Origin of the sequence: Rhodococcus sp. 24CO (assembly GCF_050586165.1) — a bacterium.
In the GTDB taxonomy this organism is placed as follows: domain Bacteria; phylum Actinomycetota; class Actinomycetes; order Mycobacteriales; family Mycobacteriaceae; genus Rhodococcus_F.
In genome coordinates, this window is the sequence record NZ_JAZFNF010000009.1 from 268678 (window position 1) to 295554 (window position 26877).

Here is a 26877-nt window from a genome sequence, read left to right on the forward strand (position 1 = left end):
CGCACATTCCGCTCTAATGCGTCCGAATTGTCCGCAGCACCAGTGCATTCCGGTCGGTCTCCCAGCGCGTCGCGTCACGTCATTTCAGTACCTGTCGGTCGGTCTTGCTATCAATAAGCAGATCAACCGCGACGCTCGCGGTACCCGACTTGAAGGAGATCGTGATGATCCAGGCCCATCTCGACGCGCTGCACGGGCTTCCGGCTTTCGACTTCCCCGCTGCGGGGGCGACGGACACAGTGTTGCCCGCTGCGGGTGCTGTGGCGTGGCGCATTTCGGTGGAACCGTATTCGGATGACTCGGAAGAGTTTTCCGAGGCCTGGGCGCGGTTTGTCGAGAAGGTGGACCTGTCGGCGGTGCAGGCTCTGATCATCGGCCAGTGGGGTGAGTCGTACGAGGTCAACTCGTCGTCGATCGTGGAACTGGTTGTCGAGCAACGTCACCGGTTGACGTCGCTGCGTGCGCTGTTTCTCGCGGACATCACACAGGAGCAGCAGGAGATTTCCTGGATTCAGCAATCCGACGTCACGCCTGTCCTCGGCGCATTTCCGGAGTTGGTCGAGTTCGGCATTCGTGGTGGTACGGAGTTGCAGTTCCCGGAAACAAGCCACGCTGCTTTGCGGCGATTGACCATCGAGTCGGGTGGACTGCCCGCCGCAGTTGTCCGGGGGGTGTCGTCGAGTAACTTCCCGGCGCTCGAGTTTCTTGATCTGTGGCTCGGGACGGACAATTACGGCGGAGACGCGACCATCGAGGATCTGGCTGTCATTCTCAGCGGTGCGTCGTTGCCGTCGTTGCGGCATCTGGGCCTGCGTAACAGCGAGATTCAGGACGATATCGCCAAGGCGATTGTTGCCGCCCCAATTCTCAGGCAGCTCACCACGGTGGATCTCTCGATGGGCACGCTCTCGGATGACGGTGCCCAAGCGCTTCTCGACAGCAGTTCGTTCGCGGGTCTCGAGTTTCTCGATCTGCACTACCATTTTCTCAGCGATGCCGCGATCACGGAATTGACCAGGCATTGCGCCGAATTGGGGGTTCGGGTCGACCTGTCCGAGCAGACCGACGCGGATGAGTACGACGACGAGATCTCTCGCTATGTCGCAGTCTCCGAGTAATCTCTCGGTGCTTTCTTCCCCTCCGCGTTTCGTGGTCGTCGGGGTTCCAGGCAATCGGCGAGTTTCCGGATTTGTCGACGCGATCACGGCAGCGGGATTGCCGACTCCGCGTGTTCTGGGTTGGCATGAGATTATCGGTCGAGATTACGGATTCGACGCTGGTGAGATCGTTCGAATCGATTCGCCCGGCGAAGATTCCGTGGTCGACCGATATCTTCGTGGGACCGACGAGGCGACACGGGTTGAGGGCACCGGCAATTGGTATCGGCGCTTCACTACCGAGATTCGCGAGATCGCCGATCGAGCTGGGCGTGTTGGTGCTCGGGTGCTCGGTGACGCGAACGAGATCGCGGTGATGTTCGACAAACGTCGCTGCCATCGCCGTCTCGACACTGCCGGGGTGCGGGTCCCCGCAGCGTTGGCGACTACGCCTCGAAGCTACGCCGAGCTCGAGCAACTCGCAGCCGACGCACACATGCCACGAGTGTTCGTCAAGCTCGCTCACGGCTCGTCGGCGTCGGGAGTGATTGCGCTGCAATGGGGTCCGCGCGGACAGGTCCGGGCCGTCACGTCGGTGGAAGTGAGTGCTGATGGTGAGCTGCACAACTCGCTGCGAGTGCGCACGTATCGGACGACGGCAGCCATCGCGTCAATTGTCGATCGGCTCGCGCCCGACGGACTTCATATCGAAGCGTGGATACCCAAAGCGTCGCTCAGTGGACGCACCGCCGACGTTCGTGTCGTGGTTGTCGGGGGTGTTGCCACCCATGCGGTCGTGCGGACCAGCGCTTCTCCGCTGACCAATCTGCATCTTGGTGGTACCCGCGGCGCACTCGCCGACGCGATGGTGGTTGCGGGCGAGAATTGGTCACAGCTCCTGGAATTGAGTGAGCGGGCAGCAGCGTGTTTTCCAGCTGCACCCCACGTCGGAGTCGACATCTTGCCCGGCGTCGGGTGGCGACGCTTCACCGTCGGGGAGGTCAATGCGTTCGGAGATCTCCTGCCGGGGCTTACCGGTCTGCCCGGTGGCCCCGCCGAGGAAATGACTACGTATCAAGCACAAGTTGATTCGCTACTGGAATCGGGAAATATGGAGTATGCCCGGTGAATAACCGTGACCTGAACGACGTCGACCTGAGCTACCCCGACATGAATGAGGTTGTGGGCCAGGACGACATCCTGTTGCTCACGTTGGACACGCTCCGCTACGACGTTGCCCGCGAACTGGCCGCGAATGGGCGTATTCCGACTCTGGCGTCGTATCTGCCAGGGGGAGCGTGGGAGAAGCGGCACGCGCCCGGAAGTTTCACGTACGCGTCGCATCAGGCGATCTTTGCGGGTTTTCTTCCGACGCCCGCCAGTCAGGGTCCGCACCCGCGACTGTTCGCGGCACGATTTGCCGGCAGTGAATCCACCGCTGACGGAACGTTTGTGTTCGAGGGCTCCAATGTGGCGGACGGCCTGCGGCAGGTCGGCTACCGCACCGTATGTATCGGCGGGGTCGGATTCTTCAACAAAGCTGCGCCCCTGGGGTCGGTGATGCCTTCGATGTTCGACGAGAGTTATTGGGAATCGCGATTCGGGGTCACATCTCCGGAATCCTTCGAAGCGCAAGTCGAGTGTGCCGAGACGGTGGTGGCCGGTCTGGATCCCGACCAAAAGCTTTTCCTGTTCGTCAATGCGGCTGCGCTGCATCAACCTAATTGGTTTCACCTTGCCGACGCGAGCGCCGAGTCGGGAGACACACTCCACTCCCATGCTGCCGCACTCGAATACATCGACCGCCACATCGCACGACTGCTGCAGGCCATGAGTTCACGGCGGCGGTGCTTTGCCATCGTCTGTTCCGATCACGGCACGGCGTACGGCGACGACGGTTGGACCGGGCACCGGTTGGGTCACGACAGCGTGTGGACGGTTCCCTATGCACACTTCTTCGTGGAAGGTCCGCAGCGATGAGTCTCGCAGTTACGGTACGTCCGTACCAGAATTATGTTTATGCCTATCCACACAAGACTGCGTACCGGCCGCTAAAGCCCCGCCCGTCGTTGCAGCAATTGTGGGCGTCAGAGCCGAAAGACGCACTGTCGCTGTATCTGCATATTCCGTTCTGCGAGGTTCGCTGCGGATTCTGCAATTTGTTCACCCGTATCGGCGCGCCCGGTGAGATGACCACCGCGTATCTCGACGCACTCGAGCGCCAAGCACGTGTTGTCTCGGACGCTATCGGCGATGGAAGTCACTACGACGCCGTGGCCTTCGGCGGCGGCACCCCGACCTTTCTCGATGCCTGCGAACTCGACAGACTGTGCGATATCGCGGAACTTCGTATGGGCGCTGATCTTTCATCCGTCCCGTTCTCGGTGGAGGCGTCGCCGTCGACGGTGACCGCTGACAGGATGTCAGTGCTGGCGTCCCGCGGAACCACACGCCTGAGTTTGGGAGTGCAGAGCTTCATCGACTCCGAGGCCAGGGCAGCGGCGCGCCCGCAGAAGCGGGCCGATATCGACGCCGCGCTCGGGCGGATCCGGGACGCTCGAATTCCCGTGCTCAACATCGACCTCATCTACGGCATCGAGGGTCAGACCGAGCAGACCTGGCAGCAGTCTCTCGACGCGGCGTTGGCGTGGGAACCGGAGGAGTTGTATCTGTATCCGCTCTACGTTCGAGCGCTCACGGGTTTGGGCAAGAAAACTACGGTCGCCGAATCCGATGCCGAGTGGGACGAGCGGCGTCTGCGCCTGTACCGGTTCGGCCGCGACTACCTCGAACAGGCCGGATATCGGCAGGTCTCGATGCGCATGTTCCAGCGCGAGGGCGCGGTCATCGACGGGGCGGCCGACTACGCGTGCCAGACCGACGGCATGATCGGATTGGGGTGCGGCGCACGCTCGTACACCGCAGACCTTCACTATTCGTTCGACTACGCGGTGGACATGCGGGAGATCCGCGGAATCATCGACACCTTCATCGCCCGGCCTGCGGACGAGTTCGCCTACGCGGAGGTCGGTCGATTCATGACTCCTGATGAGACGCGACGCAGGCACCTCGTCCAGTCGGTGCTTCAGGCCGAAGGGATGGACGTGGCCGACTATTCCGCGCGGTTCGGAACACTACCTATCGACGACTTTCCGGAGGAGTTGAAGGCTTTCGAGGCGGCCGGGTGGTTGGCGGGTGACTTACAGTCCGATCGACTGAAACTCTCGCCGGAAGGGCTTGCGTACTCCGACGCGATCGGCCCGGCATTGTTCTCGGCGAGTGTCCACCGGGACATGGCGGAGTACGAGGCCAAATGAACCGCTCGCTGTCGATTCTCTACCGCGGTCCGCTGGCGAGTTGTAATTACGACTGCCCGTACTGCCCATTTGCGAAGCGCCGTGATCCGCCAGCCGAATTACGCGCGGACAGAGCGTCATTGGAACGGTTTTCCGCCTGGGTGACCGAGCGGACGGATCTACGGTTGTCCGTGCTGTTCACGCCGTGGGGTGAGGCACTGGTGCGGTCCTGGTATCGGCGCACTCTCGCGGAACTGAGCTGGTTGCCCCATGTCGAACGGGTTGCGATCCAAACCAACCTCAGCGCTCGCACCACGTGGCTTGCCGATGCCGACCCGTCGACGCTGGCGCTGTGGTGCACATTTCATCCGGGGCAGATCTCGCTCGAGAAATTTCTTGTGAAATGCCGCGAACTCGACCGAGGTGGCGTTCGCTATTCGGTGGGGGTCGTCGGATTCCCGGAGCATCTCGATCTGGCCTGCGAGCTGCGGCAGAAACTGCCCGAGAATGTCTATCTGTGGGTGAATGCAGCCGAGGGGCGTGAGTATTCGGACGAGGAAGCGCAGGTGTGGACCCAAGTGGACCCGCTTTTTCCGTACAGCCGGAACCCGCATCCGAGCGTCGGAAAAGCTTGCAGAACCGGAGAATCCGTCGTTTCTGTCGACGGTGACGGCACCATTCGGCGGTGCCACTTTGTCCCCGAGGTGATCGGAAATCTGTACGACGGCAATCTCGAGAAAACACTGATCGCACGAGAATGTCCAAAAATGCTGTGTGACTGTCACATCGGCTACGTGCATCTCGAGTCATTGCCGCTCTACGACGCTTTTGCCGGGGGAGTGCTCGAGCGGATACCGGCTACGCTGACGAATTCGCAGGTGAGCAGACAGTTACCCCTGCACGTAGTGCGGTGAAACAGAAGATCCCCGGCCGCGCTGATGGCGCTGCCGAGGATCTTCGCTAGCTGGTGCTCTTTACGGAACGTACCGAACCGCGCCCTTGTCAGCCGACGTTGCCAGCGCGGCGTAAGCGCGCAGGGCAGTGGTGACCGTGCGCTGACGGTCAACCGGATGCCACGGACGCTCGGAGGCTTCCATCTTGGCGCGACGATCGGCGAGGACGTCGTCGTCGACCAGGATCTCGAGGGTGCGGGACGCGACGTCGATGCGAACCTGATCGCCGTTCTGCACCAGGCCGATAACTCCGCCGGCAGCGGCCTCGGGGGAGATGTGGCCGATGGACAGACCGGATGTGCCACCGGAGAAGCGGCCGTCGGTGATCAACGCGCATTCCTTGCCGAGGCCTGCGCCCTTGAGGAAAGCGGTGGGGTGCAGCATTTCCTGCATGCCCGGTCCGCCCTTTGGTCCTTCGTAACGCACGACCAGGACGTCGCCGGCCTTGATCTTCTTCTGCAAGATCGCCGAGACGGCTTCTTCCTGAGATTCGACGACCAGTGCCGGACCCTGGAAGGAGAACAGGTCTTCGTCGATGCCTGCCGTCTTGAGGATCGCGCCGTCAACGGCGATGTTGCCGCGCAGGACAACCAGGCCGCCTTCCACGGTGTAGGCGTTCTCGACGTCGCGGATGCAGCCACCGGCAGCGTCGGTGTCGAGTGAGCTCCAACGGTTGTCCGTGGAGAACGGTTCGATGGTGCGCACGCCGCCGGGAGCAGCGTGGAACAGTTCGATCGCTTCGTCGGTTGCCTTGCCGGAGCGGATGTCCCAGTCGTCGAGCCACTGGTCGAAGCTCTTGGTGTGCACGGTGGACACGTCGGTTTCGAGGAGTCCGCCGCGGCGAAGCTCACCGAGCAGCGCGGGGATTCCGCCGGCGCGGTGGACGTCTTCCATGTGGTAATCCGAGTTGGGGGAGACCTTGGACAGGCACGGCACCTTGCGGCTGATCGCGTCGATGGTGTCGAGGTCGAAGTCGACCTCGCCTTCCTGCGCCGCAGCCAGCGTGTGCAGGACGGTGTTGGTGGAACCGCCCATGGCGACGTCGAGTGCCATCGCGTTGCGGAACGCTGCCGGGGTCGCGATGTTGCGCGGCAGAACCGACTCGTCGCCGTCGCGGTAGTACTTGAGTGCAGCCTCGACCACGGTTGTGCCCGCGCGCGAGAAGAGTGCGTGACGAGCCTTGTGGGTTGCCAGCGTGGAGCCGTTGCCCGGCAATGCGAGGCCGAGGGCCTCGGTGAGGCAGTTCATGGAGTTGGCCGTGAACATGCCCGAGCAGGATCCACACGTCGGGCACGCGCTGCGCTCGACCTCGTCGAGGCCTTCTTCCGACACGGCGTCGTTGGCGGAGGCGGAAATCGCGGTGATGAGGTCGGTGGGGGCCTGGGCCACGCCGCCGACAACCACTGCCTTACCGGCCTCCATCGGTCCGCCGGACACGAAGACCGTCGGGATGTTCAGACGCATCGCGGCGTTGAGCATGCCGGGAGTGATCTTGTCGCAGTTGGAGATACACACCAAGGCATCGGCCGTGTGGGCGTTTGCCATGTACTCGACCGAGTCGGCGATGATCTCGCGGCTCGGGAGCGAGTAGAGCATTCCGCCGTGGCCCATGGCGATACCGTCGTCGACGGCGATGGTGTGGAACTCGCGAGCGACGCCGCCGGCCTCACGGATGGCCTCGGCAACGATCTCGCCAACGTTCTTGAGGTGCACGTGGCCGGGTACGAACTGGGTGTACGAGTTCGCTACGGCGACGATCGGCTTACCGAAGTCGGAATCCGTCATTCCTGTGGCGCGCCACAGGGATCGGGCTCCGGCAGCATTACGTCCGACGGTGGTGGTGCGTGACCTCAACGGGGGCATGGGCGTGTTCCTTATGTGATCGTTGCTGATCTACTTCTGCTGCGCGAACAACAGGGCTGTGTGCTCACGTGGCGAAAAGAATTGAAGCGAGGGCGATTCAACGCTACTCGCGTGCTACTTCTGTTCTGATTCGGGCTGGTCCTTGGACGGCTCGGATTCGGATTCGGGATCAGAGGCACTGTCGTTTGCGGACTGTTCGGCCCGTTCCGCTTCTTCGGCGTCATAGGCTGCTGCCGCGGAGGCGTAGGGATCGGTGATGCGGCCACCACTGGCGATCGCGATCTCCGGGAGTCGGACGAAGCTGACGGCGGGCAGTGTCACCTCCGTTCCGTCGGTGAGTTCGGCGCGGGCCCAGCTGCGCTTCGGGAAGCGGAAGCCCTTGACCTCGTCCCAGCTCAGTGTGCGGCTGGAGAACATCGAACGAACCTCGAGGGTGTCGGGGCTGACGGTGGTGCGGACCCGGGCGACGAAGTAGACGGCGATGATCGGGAGGATCAGCAACCAGCTGAATGCCGCGGGCCAGCCGAAGATCGGGAAGCTGACTGCGAAGAGCAGGAAGGCGCACGCCATGTAGGCGAGCTGCGAAATGCGGATGACGTGCCGAAGTGGTTTCGGCGTGTGGGATGATTGAACCGGTGGCACGGGCTGCTGCGAAGTTGACACCTCTACATCTTCGCATTGCAGCCGATGTATCTCAGATTCTGGGACGGTTGACTCACCAAGTTTGCCGTTCGCGACTAGCGCCTCTACTGTCGAGTGCGTGAAACAGAATGAGTTGCTCGTAATCGACCGGCGCGTCGTCGCCTGAGTCGATAATTTTCAACTCACCAGATAACGACGCGCCACCCTCGCTCAGCAGATGCTGACGGGGGTTTTTTGTTGCCCGGAGCCAAATCAGAGGATTTCCCAGTGAGCGCACCAACAGCACGGCCTCAACCCACGCCGCGCAAGTCAGGGACACCGAGCCCGACTACCGCGGCTGCCGCATCGCAGACGGCTACCCGTCGCCAGCTCCCCCCGGAGCGGGTAACGGGCGCGCAGTCTGTCGTTCGCGCCCTCGAAGAGCTCGAGGTCGACACGGTATTCGGCATTCCCGGCGGTGCCGTGCTGCCTGTGTACGATCCGCTCTTCGATTCGGTCAAGGTCCGTCACGTACTTGTGCGCCACGAGCAGGGTGCCGGCCACGCCGCCACCGGCTATGCGCAGGCCACCGGCAAGGTCGGCGTCTGCATGGCCACCTCGGGTCCCGGTGCGACCAACCTGGTCACGCCGCTGGCCGACGCTCAGATGGATTCCGTTCCGATCGTGGCCATCACCGGCCAGGTCGCGCGTTCGCTGATCGGTACCGACGGCTTCCAGGAAGCAGATATCTCCGGTATCACCATGCCGATCACGAAGCACAACTTCCTGATCACCGACGGCATCGACATCCCGCGCATCATGGCCGAGGCGTTCTACCTGGCGTCGAGTGGTCGCCCGGGCGCAGTTTTGGTCGATATCCCCAAGGACATCCTCCAGGCTCAGACCACGTTCTCGTGGCCGCCGGAGATGCGTCTGCCCGGATACCGTCCGGTCACCAAGCCGCACGGCAAGCAGGTTCGCGAAGCTGCGCGTCTGATCGCCGACGCCAAGTCTCCTGTCCTCTACGTCGGCGGCGGCGTCATCAAGTCCGAATCCTCTGCCGAGCTGCTCGAACTGGCCGAGCTGACGGGCATTCCCGTGGTCACCACGCTGATGGCCCGCGGTGCATTCCCGGACAGTCACGATCTCAACTGCGGCATGCCCGGCATGCACGGCACTGTTGCTGCAGTGGCAGCACTGCAGCGCAGCGACCTGTTGATCACACTCGGCGCCCGCTTCGACGACCGCGTCACCGGCCAACTGAATTCCTTTGCTCCCGATGCCAAGGTCATTCACGCCGACATCGACCCGGCCGAGATCGGCAAGAACCGTTACGCCGACGTCCCGATCGTGGGCGACTGCAAAGAGGTCATCACCGAACTCATCGAGGCCATCCGTGCCGACATGGCCACGGGCACCACGTTCGAACTCACCGAATGGTGGGCGTACCTCAATGACATCCGTCGTACGTACCCGTTGAGCTACGACCGTCCCACCGACGGACAGCTGAGCCCGGAGTACGTCATCCAGACCGTCGGCAAGCTCGCCGGACCGGACGCCATCTACTGCGCCGGCGTCGGCCAGCATCAGATGTGGGCCGCGCAGTTCGTCGGTTACGAGAAGCCGCGCACGTGGCTCAACTCGGGTGGACTCGGCACCATGGGCTACGCGGTTCCCGCTGCCATGGGCGCCAAGATGGGCATGCCCGACACCGAGGTGTGGGCCATCGACGGTGACGGCTGCTTCCAGATGACCAATCAGGAACTGGCCACCTGCGCTCTCGAAGGTATCCCGATCAAGGTTGCCCTCATCAACAACGGCAACCTCGGCATGGTTCGTCAGTGGCAGACGCTTTTCTACGAAGAGCGTTACTCGAACACCAATCTCGGAACGCACGGCGCCATCCGCATCCCGGACTTCGTGAAGCTCGCAGAAGCCTTGGGCTGCCACGGAATTCGCGTAGAGCGTGAAGAGGACGTCGAAGCTGCGATCCGTGAGGCGCAGTCCATCAACGACAAGCCTGTCGTGATCGACTTCATCGTCACCGCCGACGCACAGGTGTGGCCGATGGTCGCCGCGGGAACCAGCAATGACGAGATCATGGCGGCCCGGGGTATCCGGCCGCTGTTCGACGACGACGAGGCTGTAGCCGAACCCGCCGTCATCCATGAAGCCATGTCGCGCGAGCAAGCCGGACCTGCCGCGGGCACAGGGGAGGACCAGCAGTGAGCACCACCCACACCCTCAGCGTTCTCGTCGAGGACAAGCCAGGCGTGCTCGCTCGCGTCTCCGCCCTGTTCTCCCGCCGGGGATTCAACATCGAATCCCTAGCGGTGGGCGGTACCGAGATCCCCGAGATCTCTCGAATGACCATCGTCGTCACGGTCGACGAGTTCCCCCTCGAGCAGGTGACGAAGCAGCTCAACAAGCTGATCAACGTCATCAAGATCGTCGAGCAAGACGGTGATGCTTCCGTCGCTCGCGAGCTTGTGCTCATCAAGGTGCGCGCAGATGCAAGCGTGCGCACCCAGGTCATCGAAACGGTGAACCTGTTCCGCGCCAAGGTAATCGACGTCTCCCCGGAGTCCGTCACCATCGAGGCGACCGGTACCCGGTCCAAGCTGGATGCACTGCTGCGGATGCTTGATCCGTACGGTATCCGGGAGATCGTTCAGTCCGGGGTCGTGGCAGTCGGTCGAGGGCCGAAGTCGATCACGGCCACCCGCTAGTACTTTAGACACGTAATAATCCAAGGAGAGGTTGAGAACTGTGGCAGTCGAGATGTTCTACGACGACGATGCCGATCTGTCGATCATTCAGGGCCGCAAGGTTGCTGTGATCGGCTACGGAAGCCAGGGCCACGCCCATTCGCTGAGCCTGCGCGACTCGGGTGTCGAGGTCCGCATCGGCCTCAAAGAGGGCTCCAAGTCCCGCGACAAGGCTGAAGAAGCAGGCCTGACGGTCGGCACGCCGGCAGAGGTTTCCGAGTGGGCCGACGTCATCATGGTGCTCGCACCGGACACCGCTCAGGCGAGCATTTTCACCAATGACATCGAGCCGAACCTCAAGGACGGCGACGCGCTGTTCTTCGGTCACGGCCTGAACATTCACTTCGACCTGATCAAGGCTCCGGAGTTCGTCACCGTCGGCATGGTTGCGCCCAAGGGCCCCGGCCACCTGGTGCGTCGTCAGTTCGTCGACGGCAAGGGTGTTCCCGCGCTCATCGCCATCGACCAGGACCCCAAGGGTGAAGGCCAGGCTCTCGCTCTGTCCTACGCCAAGGGCATCGGTGGAACGCGCGCAGGCGTCATCAAGACCACGTTCAAGGAAGAGACCGAGACGGACCTCTTCGGCGAGCAGGCTGTGCTCTGCGGTGGCACCGAGGAACTGGTCAAGACCGGTTTCGAGGTCATGGTCGAGGCCGGCTACGCACCCGAGATGGCGTACTTCGAGGTTCTGCACGAGCTCAAGCTCATCGTCGACCTCATGTACGAAGGCGGCATCGCCCGCATGAACTACTCGGTGTCCGACACCGCTGAGTTCGGTGGCTACCTGTCCGGCCCGCGCGTCATCGACGCCGGCACCAAGGAGCGCATGAAGGCGATCCTGGCCGACATCCAGTCCGGCGAGTTCACCCGTCGTCTGGTTGCCAACGTCGAGAACGGCAACACCGAGCTCGAAGGCCTCCGCAAGGCTAACGCCGAGCACCCCATCGAGGTCACCGGCAAGAAGCTGCGCGACCTGATGAGCTGGGTCGATCGTCCGATCACCGAAACTGCGTAATTCGTAGTTTCAGCTTGTCTTCACTCCGGCCTGATGCCTGTTCCGGTCCAATTATCTTGGACCGGAGCGGCATTGGGCCGGAGGTCTTTGTCGGGCCAACTGAAGCCCGACGAAATTCTCATTGAGAATTTGCCCGCAAAGTGTCCACTATGTGGTATTGCCTACCGAGTTGTGGACGCCGAGACGGCGCGCACTAAACTACTGGGGGTTAAACCACCCCCACACCCACCTAATCAGGGAGTTTGCACGTGAGCCAGCCTGGCCGCCCCGTTGTTCTGATCGCAGACAAGCTCGCGCCGTCCACAGTCGAGGCACTCGGCGACGGTGTGGAGGTGCGGTGGGTCGACGGACCCGACCGCGCTGCCCTGCTCGCAGCTGTGCCCGAGGCCGACGCGATTCTTGTTCGCTCCGCCACCACCGTCGACGCCGAGGTTCTGGCCGCAGGCACCAAGCTGAAGATCATCGGCCGCGCCGGTGTCGGCCTGGACAATGTCGAGATCCCCGCAGCCACCGAGCGCGGCGTGATGGTCGTCAATGCACCGACCTCCAACATCCACTCGGCAGCCGAGCACGCAGTTGCTCTGCTCATGTCGACGGCGCGCCAGATCCCCGCCGCAGACAAGACCCTGCGCGAAAGCACCTGGAAGCGCAGCAAGTTCAACGGCGTCGAGATCCTCGGCAAGACCGTCGGCGTTGTCGGCCTCGGCCGCATCGGCCAGCTGTTCGCGCAGCGTCTCGCCGCGTTCGAAACCACCATCATCGCGTACGATCCCTACTTGCCCGCAGCTCGCGCAGCGCAGCTCGGCATCGAACTGGTCACCATCGACGAGCTCGTCGAGCGTGCGGACTTCATCTCCGTGCACCTCCCCAAGACCAAGGAAACGGCCGGCCTGATCAACGCCGAGCGTCTCTCTCGCGCCAAGGACGGCGTCATCATCGTCAACGCCGCTCGCGGTGGGCTGATCGACGAAGACGCGCTGTACGACGCTCTGGTCTCCGGCAAGGTTCGCGGCGCCGGTCTCGACGTGTTCAACACCGAGCCCTGCACCGACTCCAAGCTCTTCGGCCTCGAGAACGTCGTCGTCACCCCGCACCTCGGTGCGTCGACGTCCGAAGCTCAGGACCGTGCGGGCATCGACGTTGCCAAGAGCGTTCTCCTGGCTCTGGCCGGCGACTTCGTTCCCGAGGCAGTCAACGTCTCCGGTGGCCCGGTCGGCGAAGAAGTTGCTCCGTGGCTCGAGCTCGTCCGCAAGCTGGGTCTCCTCGCTGCGACGCTGTCTCCCGAAGCTGTTCAGACGGTTCAGGTTGTCGCCTCCGGCGAGCTGTCCGCTGAAACCGTCGATATCCTCGGCCTCGCTGCCCTGCGCGGTGTGTTCTCGGCAAGCAGCGACGAGGCTGTCACGTTCGTCAACGCTCCGGCACTCGCCGAGCAGCGCGGCGTCACCGTGTCCGTCGAGAAGCACTCCGAGGCGCTCGCTCACCGCAGCGCAGTCGAGGTTCGTGCAGTTGCCGCCGACGGCACCGTCACCTCCGTCACGGGCGCACTGACCGGCCTGCAGCAGGTCGAGAAGATCGTCAGCATCAACGGCCGCAGCTTCGATCTGCGCGCCGAGGGCCACAACATCGTTGTCCACTACGGCGATCGCCCGGGTGTTCTCGGTGTGCTCGGTACCGTCCTCGGTAACTCCGGCATCGACATCCTCGCCGCAGCACTGAGCCAGGACGCCGAAGGCGAAGGCGCAACGGCCATCCTGCGCGTCGACAAGGTTGTTTCCGACGCCGATGTCGAGGCAATCGTCTCGCAGCTCGACGCTCGCGTTGCTCAGGTCGACCTTTCCTGATTGTTTTCACTGTGCGCCTTTGTCAACCGTCCGCGGTTGACAAAGGCGCACAGTTCTACCGAATGAGGATTCAATGAAGCTTGCGGTCATTCCCGGTGACGGAATCGGTGTCGAGGTCACAGCTGAAGCACTCAAGGTGCTCGGCAAGTTGGTCCCCGATCTGGAAACCACCGAATACGATCTCGGTGCCCGTCGCTACAACGCCACCGGTGAACTGCTGCCTGCAGACGAGCTGGATCAGATCCGTCAGCACGACGCAATCTTGTTGGGCGCCATCGGCGATCCGCGGATCGTTGCGCCGGGCATCCTCGAGCGCGGTTTGCTGCTGAACATGCGTTTCCAGCTCGATCATCACGTCAATCTCCGTCCGGCGCAGCTGTACCCGGGTGCCACGTCGCCGCTCGCGGCGCAGCCCGAGATCGACTTCGTCGTGGTTCGTGAAGGCACCGAGGGCCCGTACACCGGTAACGGTGGAGCCATCCGCGTCGGCACCGATCACGAGATCGCGACCGAGGTGTCGATCAACACCTGGTTCGGCGCAGAGCGTGTTGTTCGTTACGCATTTGCGTTGGCGCAGACGCGTTCCAAGCACCTCACGCTGATCCACAAGACCAACGTTCTTTCCAATGCGGGAGCGATCTGGACGCGTGCGATCGAGACCGTCGGAGCGGAGTTCCCGGATGTCGAGACGGCGTATTGCCACATCGACGCTGCCACCATCTACATGGTGACCGACCCCTCGCGCTTCGACGTCATCGTGACGGACAACCTGTTCGGTGACATCATCACCGACCTGGCCGGCGCGGTGACCGGCGGAATCGGTTTGGCTGCAAGCGGAAACATCGATGCGTCCGGCACCAACCCGTCGATGTTCGAGCCCGTTCACGGCAGCGCCCCGGACATCGCCGGCAAGGGAATCGCAGACCCGACCGCCGCGATCCTCTCGGCCGCACTGCTTCTTCGTCATCTCGGCCGCGACGACGACGCCGCTTGCGTCGAGGCCGTGGTCGCTGCTGACCTGGCTACACGCGGCGACGGCCCGATCTCCACCACCGAGATCGGCGACCGGATTACCGCTGCGCTGTAATTACGACAGCACGGACTCTGACGCGCGTAGGCCTTACGGCTTGCGCGCGTCAGTCGTTTCCGGCACCCCGATAGACTTGCCAACATGCGTCTTGGTCGAATTGCCAGTCCCGATGGTGTTGCGTTTGTCAGTATCGAAGGTGAAGAGGATGCCCTCGTCGCCAAGGAAATTGCCGAGCACCCCTTCGGGAATCCCACCTTTACCGGCCGTAGTTGGCCACTAGCCGATGTGCGTCTGTTGGCGCCGATCCTTGCCAGCAAGGTGATCTGCATCGGCAAGAACTACGCGGATCATATTGCCGAGATGGGCGGCGAGGCGCCGGCAGATCCGGTGATCTTCCTCAAGCCCAACACCTCCATCGTCGGACCTGGTGCGCCGATCGTGTTGCCGCCCAGTTCAACCGAAGTGCATTTCGAGGGTGAACTTGCAATCGTCATCGGGCAGCCGTGCAAGGACGTTCCGGCCGCCAAGGCCCTGAGCGTTGTTCTCGGATACACCGTTGCCAATGACGTGTCTGCGCGCGATCACCAGCGCCATGACGGTCAGTGGACCCGAGCAAAGGGCCATGACACGTTCTGCCCGCTCGGCCCGTGGATCGAAACGGCTCTCGATCCGTCGGACGTCGACATCAAGACCGAGGTCAACGGTGCGGTCAAGCAGGACAGCAGCACTGCTTTCCTTCTGCACGACATTCCGAAGATCATCGAGTGGATTTCGGCTGTCATGACTCTGCTCCCGGGTGACGTCATTCTCACGGGCACCCCGGCCGGCGTCGGCCCGATCGTTGCCGGGGATTCCGTCTCGGTGACGGTGTCCGGAATCGGCACGCTCACCAACCCGGTGATCGCAAAACGCTAACCACCATGTTTGGCCGGGGCCTCATCCGTACGGGTGAGGCCCTTTTTCTGTCTCTTGTCGGTTTGATAACTGTATGGTCCCTCGTGGCAGTCGAGCAAAATAGTTATGAGGTAGTTATCGTCACAATTGCGTCGATGCAGAGTCGTTTACGCGCGATGAGGCAAGCTTGACTCTGCACTTTTACCTGCAGATTTATCGCAAAAAATGGTACTAATCTAACTAAATAGACAAATCGGACAGATGATAACCCCAGGTTTGCTAATGTAACGTTCATCCGTATTCTTGACGATAACTGGTGTGATGCCAGTGAGGTATTAAAGAGATTTCGGAAATTGGAGGCTGTGGCACATGGGCGCCTTTACTGCGTACCGGCGCACTCGGTCGATCGGGGCGAGTGAGTCCGCAGCGCCGCAGTGGCGCGACAAGAAGCGATATCTGTGGCCGTTGGGCCTGCTGGTGCCGCTCAGCCCGTTTGCGGCGTGGTTCCTGGTGGAGAAGCTGACGCTGGGTCTGTTCTGGGCTGTTGGGGCCTGGCTGATCGTCATTGTGATTCCGCTTGTCGATCTGCTTGCCGGTGAGGACGGGAACAGCCCGCCGGACGAGAAGATTCCGGAGTTGCAGGCTGATCGTTACTACCGCTGGTGCACGTACCTGTTTCTGCCGTTGCAATACATCGGCCTAGTGTTTGCGTGCTGGTGCTGGGTGAACTCGCCGATGGCGTCGGGGGAGAAGTTCGCGCTCGCGATGACCGTCGGAGTAGTTGCCGGCGTTGGTATCAACGCGGCGCACGAAATGGGCCACAAGAGTGAGAAGCTCGAAAAGTGGTTGGCCAAAATCGCACTGGCGCAGTCTTTCTACGGCCACTTTTTTGTCGAACACAATCACGGTCATCACGTGCGAGTGGCAACACCCGAAGATCCCGCAAGTTCGCGGTACCGCGAGAACTTCTGGTTCTTCTTGCCGCGGAGCGTTATCGGGGGGCTGCGCTCCGGGTGGCAGATCGAGCGCGCTCGCCTCGAACGTGCGGGAGTGAGCACCTGGAGTTACAAGAACAACATCCTCAATGGATGGGCGATGAGTGTGGTGTTGTTCGGCTCGCTCATCGCGGTATTCGGCTGGGAGATCGCACCGTGGCTCGCTGTGCAGGCAATTGCCGGATTCACCTTCCTCGAAACGGCGAACTACCTCGAGCATTACGGTTTGCTTCGCGCCAAGCGTGCCGACGGTACATACGTTCGCTGCTCGCCGGAGGACAGTTGGAACAGCGACCATGTCGTGAGCAATTTGTTCCTTTATCAATTGCAGCGTCACAGTGATCATCACGCCAATCCCCGTTTGCGCTACCAGAGCCTTCGCAGCGCCGCCGACGCACCGCAGTTGCCTGCGGGATACGCGGTCATGATCGTCTGCGCGTGGTTCCCGCCGTTGTGGCGCTCGATCATGGACAAGCGACTTCTTGCGTATTACGACGGCGATATGAGCCGCATAAACGTGCTCCCCGGGCGCTGACGGTTGGCGCGCTCACCACTTTCAGGGAAAACGAAGAGTCGGCGGGACTAATCTGTAATACGACCATCCATCATCGCCGAGCCAAGTGAGCCATGACCAACAGCGAAGTACGCGTCCGTTTCTGTCCGTCACCCACCGGAACCCCGCACGTGGGTTTGGTGCGCACCGCCCTGTTCAACTGGGCATTCGCACGACATCACGGTGGAACCTTCGTGTTCCGCATCGAAGACACCGATGCTCAACGGGACAGCGAAGAGTCTTATCAGGCGATCCTCGACGCCCTGCGCTGGCTGGGTCTGACGTGGGACGAGGGCCCGGAGGTCGGTGGGCCGCATGCGCCGTACCGCCAGTCCGAGCGTCGTGATCTGCATCTCGACGTCGTCGCAAAGTTGCTTGCGGCGGGCGAGGCCTACGAGTCGTACTCGACCAACGACGAGGTGGAAGCCCGGCACAAGGCAGCCGGACGCGATCCCAAGCTCGGCTACGACAATTTCGATCGGGATCTCACCGACGAGCAGCGTGCGGCGTACATCGCAGACGGACGTAAGCCGGTAGTTCGCCTTCGGATGCCTGATCACGACCTGACGTGGAACGACCTCGTTCGCGGCGAAACCACGTTCAAGGCCGGGACGGTGCCGGACTTCGCGTTGACGCGCGGCAACGGCATTCCGCTCTACACCTTGGTCAATCCTGTCGACGATGCGTTGATGAAGATCACACACGTCCTGCGTGGCGAAGACCTCCTCTCGTCCACTCCGAGGCAGCTGGCTCTGTACGAGGCGATGATCCGGATCGGCGTTGCGGACTTCACGCCGTCCTTCGGTCACCTTCCCTTCGTGATGGGCCAGGGCAACAAGAAGCTTTCCAAGCGTGACCCCGAGTCCAACCTGTTCATTCACCGTGACCGCGGGTTCATCCCCGAGGGACTGTTGAACTACTTGGCGCTACTCGGCTGGAGCATCGCGGACGACCACGACGTGTTCTCGCTCGACGAGATGGTCGCGGCGTTCGACATCTCCAAGGTCAATTCCAATCCGGCGCGGTTCGACCAGAAGAAGGCCGACGCGATCAACGCCGAGCACATTCGTTTGCTCGAGCCGGCTGACTTCGCGGCCCGCCTGAAGTCGTTCCTGATCGAGCACGGCCACATCGGTGCCGACGTCGACGAAGCGACGTTCACAGTTGCGGCGGACCTCGTGCAGACCCGCATCGTCGTTCTGTCCGACGCGTGGGATCTGCTGAAGTTCCTGTTTGTCGACGAGGCGTCGTTTGCTCTCGATCCGGCTGCTGCGGCCAAGAACCTGAAGGAAGATGCGGGTCCGGTTCTGGACGCGTCACTTGCTGCGCTCGACGCTGTCTCGGAGTGGACGTCGGCAGGTATCGAGGAAGCCCTCAAGAAGGCCCTCATCGAGGATCTGGAGCTCAAGCCGCGTAAGGCCTTCGCTCCGGTGCGGGTGGCGATCACGGGCTCTCACATCAGCCCTCCGCTGTACGAGTCGATGGAATTGCTCGGTCGCGACGTTTCTCTTGCCCGGTTGCGTGCCGGTAGGGCGGCAGTAACCGCCTAAATAGGGTTGTCTCCGGCCGGAAATGAAGCAAAAACGTCCCGTGACCATACGATTTGGTATTTGGGGCGGGGGTACTGGTAATCTTCTTTTCGGCCGGAGACGAGCCGCCAAGCATTACAGCGAAGCGGAGCGAGCAAGGCCAAGCAAGACCTTTGGGGTATGGTGTAATTGGCAACACAGCGGTTTCTGGTACCGCCATTCTAGGTTCGAGTCCTGGTACCCCAGCGAAAATCCGGTCGATTTTGCAGCCGGACTCAGACAAGCTAAGCTTGCTGAGCTTCCAGAGAACAGCCTGAAAGGGAAGTTCTTGAAGTGCAAAGAATAGAACATGCATAAAGCGTGTCCTGGCCCCGTCGTCTAGCGGCCTAGGACGCCGCCCTCTCAAGGCGGTAGCGCGGGTTCGAATCCCGTCGGGGCTACAAAAGAAAGACCCTCCGATCATCTGATCGGAGGGTCTTTTTCTTATGCGTTGGATCAGTGACGCGCGGTGAACCAAAACAATCACCCCAGTCGAAATCGACTGGGGTGATTGTCATCTCACCTTCGGGAAGGCCGCTTGCCTATCCGCTCTTGCGACGGAATTCGCGTTTGTGATCAGCGGAACCATGAGTGCTGTGGACCTTCGACTGACCGTCGCGATGATCGGCGGCAGTGGCGTTGCTGTGGTTCTTGCGCTCGAGTGCTTCGCGGAACTTGCGCTTGTTGGCCTCCGCCGGTGTTTCCGATTCAGACGTCGTTTCGGATTCCGGATTGGTGCTGTCCTGCTCGCTCATCTGTGTGCTCCTTGGATTTTGGGCCTGTGGTCAAGCTACGCCTTCAGGAGCGGGAGCTGTAGACCCAGACAACGGCATCGCCGGCATTCCGAGTTTGCGGTGGTCCCAGGACCGTGTGCGCTCGGGAATGAAGCGTACCGCGACGCGTTTGTGGAGCATGGCGTCGACCGCAGGGCGGAGATCGTCGGAGTACGGCCCGGTGTACCGCTCCCACACGCTGATTCCGACCGCGAACAATGCGTCGGGGTCGTCGACTATCTCTCCGACGCCCTCCATCGAGACACCACGGAGAGTGTCGTAGGTGAGACCGTCCTCGATCAGGACCGACATCCGCGAGTCGCGTCGTAGGTTCACAGCCTTCTGGGATTTGGCCTTGGTCTCGAACCAGATCTCGCCGTCCACGATCGCAAACCACATCGCGATGAGGTGGGGCATGCCGTCGCCGCTCAGCGTGGCCATCGTTGCAGTACGGCTCTTTTCGACGAAGTCCGAGATTTCGGACTCGGTCATCGTGATCTGGCTGCGTTGTTTTCCGGTCATGACGGCAGTGATCTCCTCGGCTGCGGGTACTCCTGAAGTTCTTACTGTGGCACGGATTACATGATTACGTGTCCGATTACAGGCGCTTGTGCAGCGCTTCTGCTGCCGCGAGAAGGTCGGCTGCCCACCGTGCGCCTGGGCGCCTACCCATCCGGTCGATCGGTCCGGACACCGAAATCGCCGCCACAACAGTGCCGGCGCTGTCCCGTACCGGCGCCGCCACACTGGCAACTCCGGGTTCGCGCTCGGCCGCACTCTGGGCCCAGCCCCGTCGGCGAACTTCGAGAAGGACGCGTTCGCCGAACGTCGCATCGGCGAGAACCGCGCGCTGAGTCTGCGGATCTGCCCATGCGAGAAGGACCTTGGCGCCCGAGCCGGCGTTCATGGGCAGGCGCGCGCCGACCAGGACGGTGTCGCGCAGGCCGGTTGGTGGTTCCATCGATGCGACGCAGACGCGTGCCGTGCCTTCGCGTCGGTACAGCTGCACGCTCTCGCCGGTGATCTCACGCAAGCGGGGGAGGATGAGCCCCGCCGCGGCGATCAGAGGATCATTGGCAGTGGCAGCCAATTCGGCGAGGCCGGGGCCGGGGCACCACAGGCCGTCGGAGTCGCGGGCGAGAAGTCGATGGACCTCGAGGCCGACGGCAAGACGGTGTGCGGTGGCCCTGGGCAGGCCTGTGCGCGCACAGAGTTCGGAGAGGCTGCACGGTTCCTCGGCTACTGCATGAAGCACGCCCATTGCTTTGTCCAGCACGCCGATGCCGCTATGCTGTCTCATAGGTCGATACCAGGTTCTCGCATAGTGGGATAGTAGCGCATGATCTTCGACAGGTCAGCAGCATCCACTTTCCGAGAGTTTGATTTCCAACATGAGAACTGTTGGGCTGTCGGACTTACATTTCACGCGCGGCGGGCCAGCCCGTAGTTCGTCGACGCGAGGCTACGTACAGAGGTGGAAGACATGGCACAGAAAGCACGCACTCTCGCCGAGAAGGTGTGGGACGACCACGTTGTAGTGAAAGGCGAGGGACAGAATCCCGACCTGATCTACATCGATCTTCACCTCGTCCACGAAGTGACAAGCCCGCAGGCATTCGACGGATTGCGGTTGGCCGGACGGAAGTTGCGCCGTCCCGATCTGACGATCGCCACCGAGGATCACAACGTCCCGACCATCGACATCGACAAGCCGATCGCCGATCCCGTCTCAAAGACACAGGTCGACACCCTGCGCCGAAATTGTGAAGAGTTCGGAGTTCGCTTGCACCGCATGGGCGATCTGGATCAGGGCATCGTGCACGTCGTCGGCCCACAGCTCGGACTGACTCAGCCGGGAACCACCGTCGTGTGCGGCGACTCGCACACCTCGACGCACGGCGCTTTCGGCGCTCTCGCAATGGGAATCGGCACCAGCGAGGTCGAGCATGTGATGGCAACGCAGACATTGTCGTTGCGCCCCTTCAAAACGATGGCGATCACCGTCGACGGTGAATTGCCGCCTGGCGTCACGAGTAAGGATCTGATTCTTGCTGTCATCGCCAAGATCGGCACCGGCGGTGGCCAAGGATATGTCCTCGAGTACCGCGGCGAGGCGATCCGGAAACTGTCGATGGAAGCACGTATGACCATCTGCAACATGTCGATCGAAGCCGGTGCCCGTGCCGGCATGATCGCCCCGGACGAGATCACGTACGAATTCATCAAGGGACGTCCGCACGCTCCGACCGGCGCGGACTGGGATGCAGCAGTGGCTGCTTGGGAACTGCTGAAGACCGACGACGGAGCGGAATTCGACAACGAAGTCCACATCGACGCCAGTGCTCTGACGCCCTTTGTCACGTGGGGAACCAACCCGGGGCAGGGCGCGCCGCTCGGTGACCGTGTTCCGAATCCGGAAGACATCGTCGAAGAGAACGAACGTCAGGCAGCCGAGAAGGCGCTTACCTACATGGGTCTCGATGCCGGAATGCCGCTGCGTGATGTCTCGGTCGACACCGTCTTCGTCGGTTCGTGCACCAACGGTCGTATCGAAGATCTGCGTGAGGTCGCCGGCGTTCTCGAGGGTCGCCATGTCGCAGAAGGTGTTCGGATGCTGATCGTTCCCGGTTCGATGCGGGTGCGCGCGCAGGCCGAAAGTGAAGGCCTTGGCGACATCTTTGTTGCCGCAGGAGCAGAGTGGCGCCAGGCCGGCTGCTCGATGTGCCTGGGTATGAACCCGGATCAGTTGGCGCCTGGCGAGCGTTCGGCTTCGACGTCGAACCGGAATTTCGAAGGCCGTCAAGGAAAAGGCGGGCGGACACATCTGGTTTCTCCGCTCGTCGCTGCCGCCACCGCCGTCCGTGGAACGTTGTCGGCACCGTCCGATCTGGTCTGACATACCTAACACTCGAGGAGAATTTTGATGGAATCCTTTAGCACGCACAAGGGAATCGGCGTACCGCTGCGACGCTCGAACGTCGACACCGACCAGATCATTCCGGCTGTTTACCTGAAACGCGTGACGCGCACCGGGTTCGAGGACGGATTGTTCGCCGGCTGGCGCACCGATCCGAACTTCATCCTCAACCACGCGCCGTACGACAAGGGCAGCGTCCTGGTCGCCGGTCCGGATTTCGGAACAGGCTCGTCGCGAGAGCATGCCGTTTGGGCGCTATCCGACTTCGGTTTTCGCGTTGTGATCGCGTCGCGCTTCGCAGATATCTTCCGCGGCAACGCCGGAAAAGCGGGTCTGCTGGCCGCGCAGGTGGAGCAGAGCGACGTCGAACTGCTGTGGAAGTTGCTCGAAGAACAGCCCGGACTGGAATTGACCGTCGACCTCGAGAACCGGACAGTGAGTGCCGGAACAACGGTGGTGCCCTTCAGTATTGACGACTACACGAGGTGGCGTCTGCTCGAGGGTCTCGACGACATCGGACTGACATTGCGCCAGGTAGAGGCGATTTCGGAGTTCGAAAAGTCAAGGCCGTCATGGAAACCGACTACCCTCCCGGCCCAAATTTCCCAGGGCTGAACGGAAATCGGGGATAGCGGGCAAGAAGAGAAATAGGTCACGATTTCGGGGCTACGTTGAATGAGAATTGGCGTGGCACATAGACTCTTGCCGTTATCAGGTTTACCGTAGTTCTCAGTCGGTCCTACGGTGGACCATTATTTGCGGAGGAATTTCAATGAACAAGGCAGAGCTCATCGATGTTCTGACTGAGAAGCTGGGTTCGGACAGGCGCACAGCAACCGATGCAGTGGAGCACGTCGTGGACACCATCGTCCGCGCCGTCCACCGTGGCGAGAGCGTGACCATCACCGGCTTCGGTGTCTTCGAGCAGCGTCGTCGTGCGGCACGTGTCGCACGTAACCCGCGTACGGGCGAGACCGTCAAGGTCAAGCCGACGTCGGTTCCGGCTTTCCGTCCGGGCGCACAGTTCAAGGCGGTTATCGCTGGCGGCCAGAAGCTTCCGGCCAGCGGCCCGGCAGTCAAGCGCGGCGTAGCAGCACCGGCCACCAAGGCAGCAGCCAAGAAGGCAGCAGCTAAGAAGGCAGCAGCCAAGAAGACGGCGGCAAAGAAGGCTCCGGCCAAGACTGCAGCCAAGAAGACGGTTGCCGCCAAGGCTCCCGCCAAGAAGGCTCCGGCCAAGACTGCAGCCAAGAAGACGGTTGCCGCCAAGGCTCCCGCCAAGAAGGCTCCGGCCAAGAAGGCTCCGGCCAAGAAGGCTCCGGCCAAGCGCGCTTCCAAGTAGTCGCGCTCGGGCGAAAAGCCTGACGCTGGAAAGCAAGCATTAAAAGCAAGAGGCGTAGCTGCGATGACGATCGCGGGCTACGCCTCTTGCTTTGTTTTCAGAACTCTTTACGAATTGGCGACTTTCGGCAGCGGGCTGTCGAGATGATCAGCCGCGATCAGTCGGTCGCCCACGAGCGAGAGAACCCAGGTGCTGGCCTTGCGGTTGCGCGCTGAGGGCAGTGTTACACCGGCTGATTCGCTCCACCACGCCATCAGATCCGGAATTACGCCTCCTTGGCTGCAGATGACCGGTGTGCCGCCTGCAGAGGCAATCTCGAGTACCCGGGCACGGGCTGCCGCTGGATCTTCCGCGTAACCTTCTTCGCTCAGAAGAGGTTCGATCTCGATCTCGACTCCGAGTGCCTCGGCTAGCGGCATCACCGTTTCGATGCAGCGAGTTCGGTCGGCGGAATAGACGGTGTCCGCGCCGAAGATGCGCAACTGCGAGGCCAAGGCCGCGGCCTGTTCCTTGCCTTTCGCTTCGAGGGGGCGGAGTGTGTCGTCGCCCTTGTACCGCTTACGACTTCCCGCTTTTGCGTGACGGACCAGCAGCACCGTACGGGTATCGGGTGGTACGGAGACGAAGCGGCGCAGGATCATCCGATCCATCGGATACGAGAGATGGTCCGGGACTTCGTCGATCGGAAGCCAGAGCAGAACGTCGACTTCACTGTTCGGACCGAAATCTCCGTCGACGGCTTCTGCGGCCCAATACTCGACGCGCTTGAGTTTGCGGTGCCCTGGAACCGGATAGGTGACACCACCGAGGTGACGTCCGAAGCGGCCGGTGATCGACGTTTCTTCCTGAACTTCACGAACAGCGGCCGTCAGGAAGGTTTCACCCGGATCGAGTTTTCCTTTGGGAAAAGACCAGTCGTCGTATTTAGGGCGATGAACAACGGCGATTTCGACGGCCCCCGGATTATCGGGAGCCTTTCGCCATAACACTGCGCCGGCGGCAAAGATATTCGCTTTGACAGGTTTGTCAGCCATGGCAGCGACCGTCAGGATCCGCTGGATGTGCGACTGCGCATCAACGCGTGTTGATGCTCGCGTACATCCTCGCCGTGTTCGGGGGAGGCAACCCAACTTCCGTCGGGATGGAGTACCCAGCATCGGGTGCGTGGGTCGAGCGCGGAATCGAAGATGTCGCCCAACTGCTTCGCCAACTTGGGATCCGTTACCTGAACCATCACCTCCACTCGGCGATCGAGGTTGCGGTGCATCATGTCTGCGCTGCCGATCCAGAATTCGTCGGCGGCCCGGAAATGGAACATGCGTGAGTGCTCGAGGAATCGTCCGAGAATGGAACGTACTTCGATGTTGTCGCTCAGTCCGGGTACACCGGGCTTGAGCGCGCAGATTCCGCGAACCACGATCTCCACGGGCACGCCGGCCTTGGATGCCCGGTACAGCGCGTCGATAACCTGTTCGTCGACAAGTGCATTCGCCTTCATGCGAATGGCAGCGTCACGTCCGGCCAACTTGTGTTCGATCTCGGCTTCGATACGTTCGACGATTCCGCGGCGCACACCGTACGGCGCGACCAGCAGGTTGCGGTAGTCGGTCTTACGCGAGTAGCCGGTCAGCGAGTTGAAGAGGTCCGTGAGGTCGGCGCCGACCTCCGGTGCGGCTGTGAACAATCCGACGTCCTCGTACAACCTTGCCGTCTTGGGGTTGTAGTTGCCGGTACCGATGTGGCAGTACCTCCGGATGGTCGAGCCTTCACGCCGGACCACGAGGCACGTCTTGCAATGAGTCTTGAGTCCGACCAGGCCGTAGACGACATGCACGCCGGCCTGTTCGAGTTTGCGAGCCCACTTGATGTTGGCCTGCTCGTCGAAGCGAGCCTTGATCTCGACGAGAGCGACAACTTGCTTGCCCGCTTCAGCGGCGTCGATGAGCGCGTTGACGATCGGTGAATCACCGGAAGTCCGGTAGAGGGTCTGCTTGATGGCAAGCACCTGCGGGTCGGCAGCAGCCTGCTCGATGAATCGCTGAACACTGGTGGAGAACGAGTCGTACGGATGATGGACGAGAACGTCGCCGTCGCGCAGAGTGGAGAACACGCTCTTGGGTGTTTCACGTTCACCGAACGCCGGGTGCGTCGCCGGAACGAAAGGCGCGTCCTTGAGTGCCGGGCGGTCGACGGCGTAAACCTGCCAGAGGCAGGACAAGTCGAGCAGACCGGAAACCTCGATCACGTCGGCGGGGTCGACGTCGAGTTCACGAAGCAACAAGTCGAGCATGTGTTCGGTCATGTCGTCGGCAACTTCGAGACGGACCGGTGATCCGAAACGGCGACGGGCAAGTTCGCGCTCCAGCGCCTGCAGGAGGTCCTCGTCGCGATCCTCCTCGACCTCGAAGTCGGCGTTGCGTGTGATCCGGAAGGCATGGTGCTCCACGATTTCCATTCCGGGGAACAGAACGTCGAGGTGCGCCGAGATCAGCTCTTCCAACGGAATGAACGAGTCGATCGACGAGGTGGTGCTCTTGACGCGAACGAAGCGGCCGACGTTATCGGGAACCTTCACTCGGGCGAAGTGCTCGCCGCCCGTCACGGAATCCTTCACCGTCACTGCGAGGTTGAGACTTAGCCCGCTGATGTACGGGAAGGGGTGCGCGTGGTCGACGGCGAGTGGAGTCAGAACGGGGAACACCTGTTCGGTGAAATGCACGGAGAGGCGTTCGTGATCGTCGTCGCTGAGGTCGGACCACCGAACGATCGAGATTCCTTCTGCCGCTAGGGCAGGGCGAACGGAATCGAGAAAGACGTGTGCGTGCTTGTCGGCGAGTTCCTGTGTCCGCTGCGCGATGAGAGCCAACTGTTCGCGCGGCGAGAGTCCGTCGGCAGAACGGACGGACAGACCGGTTTCGTCGCGACGCTTGAGTCCGGCAACACGAACCATGAAGAACTCGTCGAGGTTGGACGCGAAGATAGCGAGGAACTTTGCGCGCTCGAGGAGGGGGAGTGACTCGTCGGCTGCCAATGCGAGAACGCGGGCGTTGAAGTCGAGCCAACTGAGTTCACGGTTGAGGTAACGGTCTTCGGGTAAGCCACCGAGAAGGACCGCGGGAATTGCCTTCGTGGCTGCCGGCGGCGCACTCGGTATGTGCGTGGGCGATCCACTGACAGGTGGTCGCACCGAAGGCTGCGGTGTCGAAGGCTGCTGCCCGTCACCGGATTTTGCAGCGTTGGTGTCGCCAATTTCTGGCGAGGTCGTCTCTGCGTTGTTTGCGGACTTGCGGTGCTCGAGTGCTTCGCCGTTGCTCACCTGTCGATCATCCCCCACAATTGCGCGCTTCGACAATT

At 61.8% G+C, this 26877-nt stretch carries 23 protein-coding genes and 2 tRNA genes; 18 read left to right on the plus strand and 7 right to left on the minus strand.

The window, feature by feature from the left end:
- The first annotated feature begins 164 nt into the window (after positions 1–164).
- The 5 genes from V2B23_RS23620 to V2B23_RS23640 are packed head-to-tail and all read left to right on the plus strand — an operon-like array spanning position 165 to position 5307.
- Positions 165–1118, plus strand: a complete 954-nt coding sequence (locus tag V2B23_RS23620) for an STM4015 family protein (protein WP_430952529.1) — start codon at positions 165–167, stop codon at positions 1116–1118.
- A 7-nt stretch (positions 1119–1125) separates the two neighbouring features.
- Positions 1126–2226: an STM4014 family protein gene (locus V2B23_RS23625; protein WP_430952530.1), complete on the plus strand. Its 1101-nt coding sequence runs from the start codon at positions 1126–1128 to the stop codon at positions 2224–2226.
- On the plus strand, positions 2223–3077 hold the full coding sequence (locus tag V2B23_RS23630; RefSeq protein WP_430952531.1) for an STM4013/SEN3800 family hydrolase: 855 nt from the start codon (positions 2223–2225) through the stop codon (positions 3075–3077). Before V2B23_RS23625 ends, V2B23_RS23630 begins: the two co-directional genes overlap by 4 nt.
- Complete coding sequence (locus tag V2B23_RS23635) at positions 3074–4414, plus strand: STM4012 family radical SAM protein (protein ID WP_430952532.1); 1341 nt, start codon at positions 3074–3076, stop codon at positions 4412–4414. The genes V2B23_RS23630 and V2B23_RS23635 overlap by 4 nt, the downstream gene beginning before the upstream one ends.
- Positions 4411–5307 (plus strand): STM4011 family radical SAM protein, encoded by an 897-nt coding sequence (locus V2B23_RS23640; protein WP_430952533.1) that lies wholly within the window; start codon positions 4411–4413, stop codon positions 5305–5307. The genes V2B23_RS23635 and V2B23_RS23640 overlap by 4 nt, the downstream gene beginning before the upstream one ends.
- 60 nt (positions 5308–5367) lie before the next feature.
- Here the strand turns inward: V2B23_RS23640 and ilvD are convergent, their stop codons facing one another.
- Both ilvD and V2B23_RS23650 read right to left on the minus strand, forming a co-directional pair.
- On the minus strand, positions 5368–7209 hold the full coding sequence (ilvD, locus tag V2B23_RS23645; protein ID WP_430952534.1) for a dihydroxy-acid dehydratase: 1842 nt from the start codon (positions 7207–7209) through the stop codon (positions 5368–5370).
- Positions 7210–7323: 114 nt separating this feature from the next.
- On the minus strand, positions 7324–7851 hold the full coding sequence (locus V2B23_RS23650; protein ID WP_430952612.1) for a PH domain-containing protein: 528 nt from the start codon (positions 7849–7851) through the stop codon (positions 7324–7326).
- Between the two features lie 267 nt (positions 7852–8118).
- Here V2B23_RS23650 and V2B23_RS23655 point away from each other — a divergent pair, with 267 nt between their 5' ends.
- From V2B23_RS23655 to V2B23_RS23700, 10 genes are all read left to right on the plus strand, one after another.
- Complete coding sequence (locus V2B23_RS23655; RefSeq protein ID WP_430952535.1) at positions 8119–10059, plus strand: acetolactate synthase large subunit; 1941 nt, start codon at positions 8119–8121, stop codon at positions 10057–10059.
- Positions 10056–10559, plus strand: a complete 504-nt coding sequence (ilvN, locus tag V2B23_RS23660) for an acetolactate synthase small subunit (RefSeq protein WP_033236588.1) — start codon at positions 10056–10058, stop codon at positions 10557–10559. Before V2B23_RS23655 ends, ilvN begins: the two co-directional genes overlap by 4 nt.
- A 52-nt stretch (positions 10560–10611) precedes the next feature.
- Positions 10612–11613, plus strand: a complete 1002-nt coding sequence (ilvC, locus tag V2B23_RS23665) for a ketol-acid reductoisomerase (protein ID WP_172937779.1) — start codon at positions 10612–10614, stop codon at positions 11611–11613.
- Between the two features lie 248 nt (positions 11614–11861).
- On the plus strand, positions 11862–13454 hold the full coding sequence (gene serA, locus V2B23_RS23670) for a phosphoglycerate dehydrogenase (protein ID WP_092808551.1): 1593 nt from the start codon (positions 11862–11864) through the stop codon (positions 13452–13454).
- Positions 13455–13527: 73 nt separating this feature from the next.
- The gene (locus tag V2B23_RS23675) at positions 13528–14541 is read left to right on the plus strand and encodes a 3-isopropylmalate dehydrogenase (RefSeq protein ID WP_430952536.1); all 1014 of its coding nucleotides are present in this window, start codon (positions 13528–13530) and stop codon (positions 14539–14541) included.
- 84 nt (positions 14542–14625) lie between these two features.
- Positions 14626–15399 (plus strand): fumarylacetoacetate hydrolase family protein, encoded by a 774-nt coding sequence (locus tag V2B23_RS23680; RefSeq protein ID WP_430952537.1) that lies wholly within the window; start codon positions 14626–14628, stop codon positions 15397–15399.
- Between the two features lie 348 nt (positions 15400–15747).
- On the plus strand, positions 15748–16908 hold the full coding sequence (locus V2B23_RS23685; RefSeq protein ID WP_430952538.1) for an alkane 1-monooxygenase: 1161 nt from the start codon (positions 15748–15750) through the stop codon (positions 16906–16908).
- A gap of 92 nt (positions 16909–17000) precedes the next feature.
- Positions 17001–18476: a glutamate--tRNA ligase gene (gene gltX / locus V2B23_RS23690; protein ID WP_430952539.1), complete on the plus strand. Its 1476-nt coding sequence runs from the start codon at positions 17001–17003 to the stop codon at positions 18474–18476.
- A gap of 153 nt (positions 18477–18629) precedes the next feature.
- Positions 18630–18701, plus strand: a tRNA-Gln gene (locus V2B23_RS23695).
- A 121-nt stretch (positions 18702–18822) separates the two neighbouring features.
- Positions 18823–18895 (plus strand) — tRNA-Glu (locus tag V2B23_RS23700).
- A gap of 141 nt (positions 18896–19036) precedes the next feature.
- Here the strand turns inward: V2B23_RS23700 and V2B23_RS23705 are convergent.
- The 3 genes from V2B23_RS23705 to V2B23_RS23715 form a co-directional block, all read right to left on the minus strand.
- Entirely contained in the window at positions 19037–19249 is a 213-nt protein-coding gene (locus V2B23_RS23705; RefSeq protein WP_033236582.1) for a DUF5302 domain-containing protein, read from the minus strand.
- 30 nt (positions 19250–19279) lie between these two features.
- The gene (locus V2B23_RS23710) at positions 19280–19789 is read right to left on the minus strand and encodes a pyridoxamine 5'-phosphate oxidase family protein (RefSeq protein WP_033236581.1); all 510 of its coding nucleotides are present in this window, start codon (positions 19787–19789) and stop codon (positions 19280–19282) included.
- Positions 19790–19865: 76 nt separating this feature from the next.
- Entirely contained in the window at positions 19866–20567 is a 702-nt protein-coding gene (locus V2B23_RS23715; protein WP_430952540.1) for an IclR family transcriptional regulator, read from the minus strand.
- A 183-nt stretch (positions 20568–20750) separates the two neighbouring features.
- Here V2B23_RS23715 and leuC point away from each other — a divergent pair, with 183 nt between their 5' ends.
- The 3 genes from leuC (at position 20751) to V2B23_RS23730 (ending at position 23523) form a co-directional block, all read left to right on the plus strand.
- A complete protein-coding gene (gene leuC / locus V2B23_RS23720) occupies positions 20751–22163 on the plus strand; it encodes a 3-isopropylmalate dehydratase large subunit (RefSeq protein WP_430952541.1) in 1413 nt (470 codons plus the stop codon).
- 27 nt (positions 22164–22190) lie between these two features.
- On the plus strand, positions 22191–22799 hold the full coding sequence (gene leuD, locus V2B23_RS23725; RefSeq protein ID WP_033236578.1) for a 3-isopropylmalate dehydratase small subunit: 609 nt from the start codon (positions 22191–22193) through the stop codon (positions 22797–22799).
- Positions 22800–22956: 157 nt separating this feature from the next.
- Positions 22957–23523 carry an HU family DNA-binding protein gene (locus V2B23_RS23730; RefSeq protein WP_430952542.1) on the plus strand — a complete coding sequence of 189 codons (567 nt, stop codon included), beginning with the start codon at positions 22957–22959 and terminating at the stop codon, positions 23521–23523.
- A gap of 107 nt (positions 23524–23630) precedes the next feature.
- On the opposite strand, the gene V2B23_RS23735 is transcribed toward V2B23_RS23730, so the two are convergent.
- Together V2B23_RS23735 and V2B23_RS23740 are read right to left on the minus strand one after the other, a co-directional pair.
- Entirely contained in the window at positions 23631–24557 is a 927-nt protein-coding gene (locus V2B23_RS23735) for an NUDIX hydrolase (protein ID WP_430952543.1), read from the minus strand.
- 11 nt (positions 24558–24568) lie between these two features.
- Positions 24569–26710 (minus strand): RNA degradosome polyphosphate kinase, encoded by a 2142-nt coding sequence (locus tag V2B23_RS23740; RefSeq protein WP_430952613.1) that lies wholly within the window; start codon positions 26708–26710, stop codon positions 24569–24571.
- Positions 26711–26877: the final 167 nt, after the last annotated feature.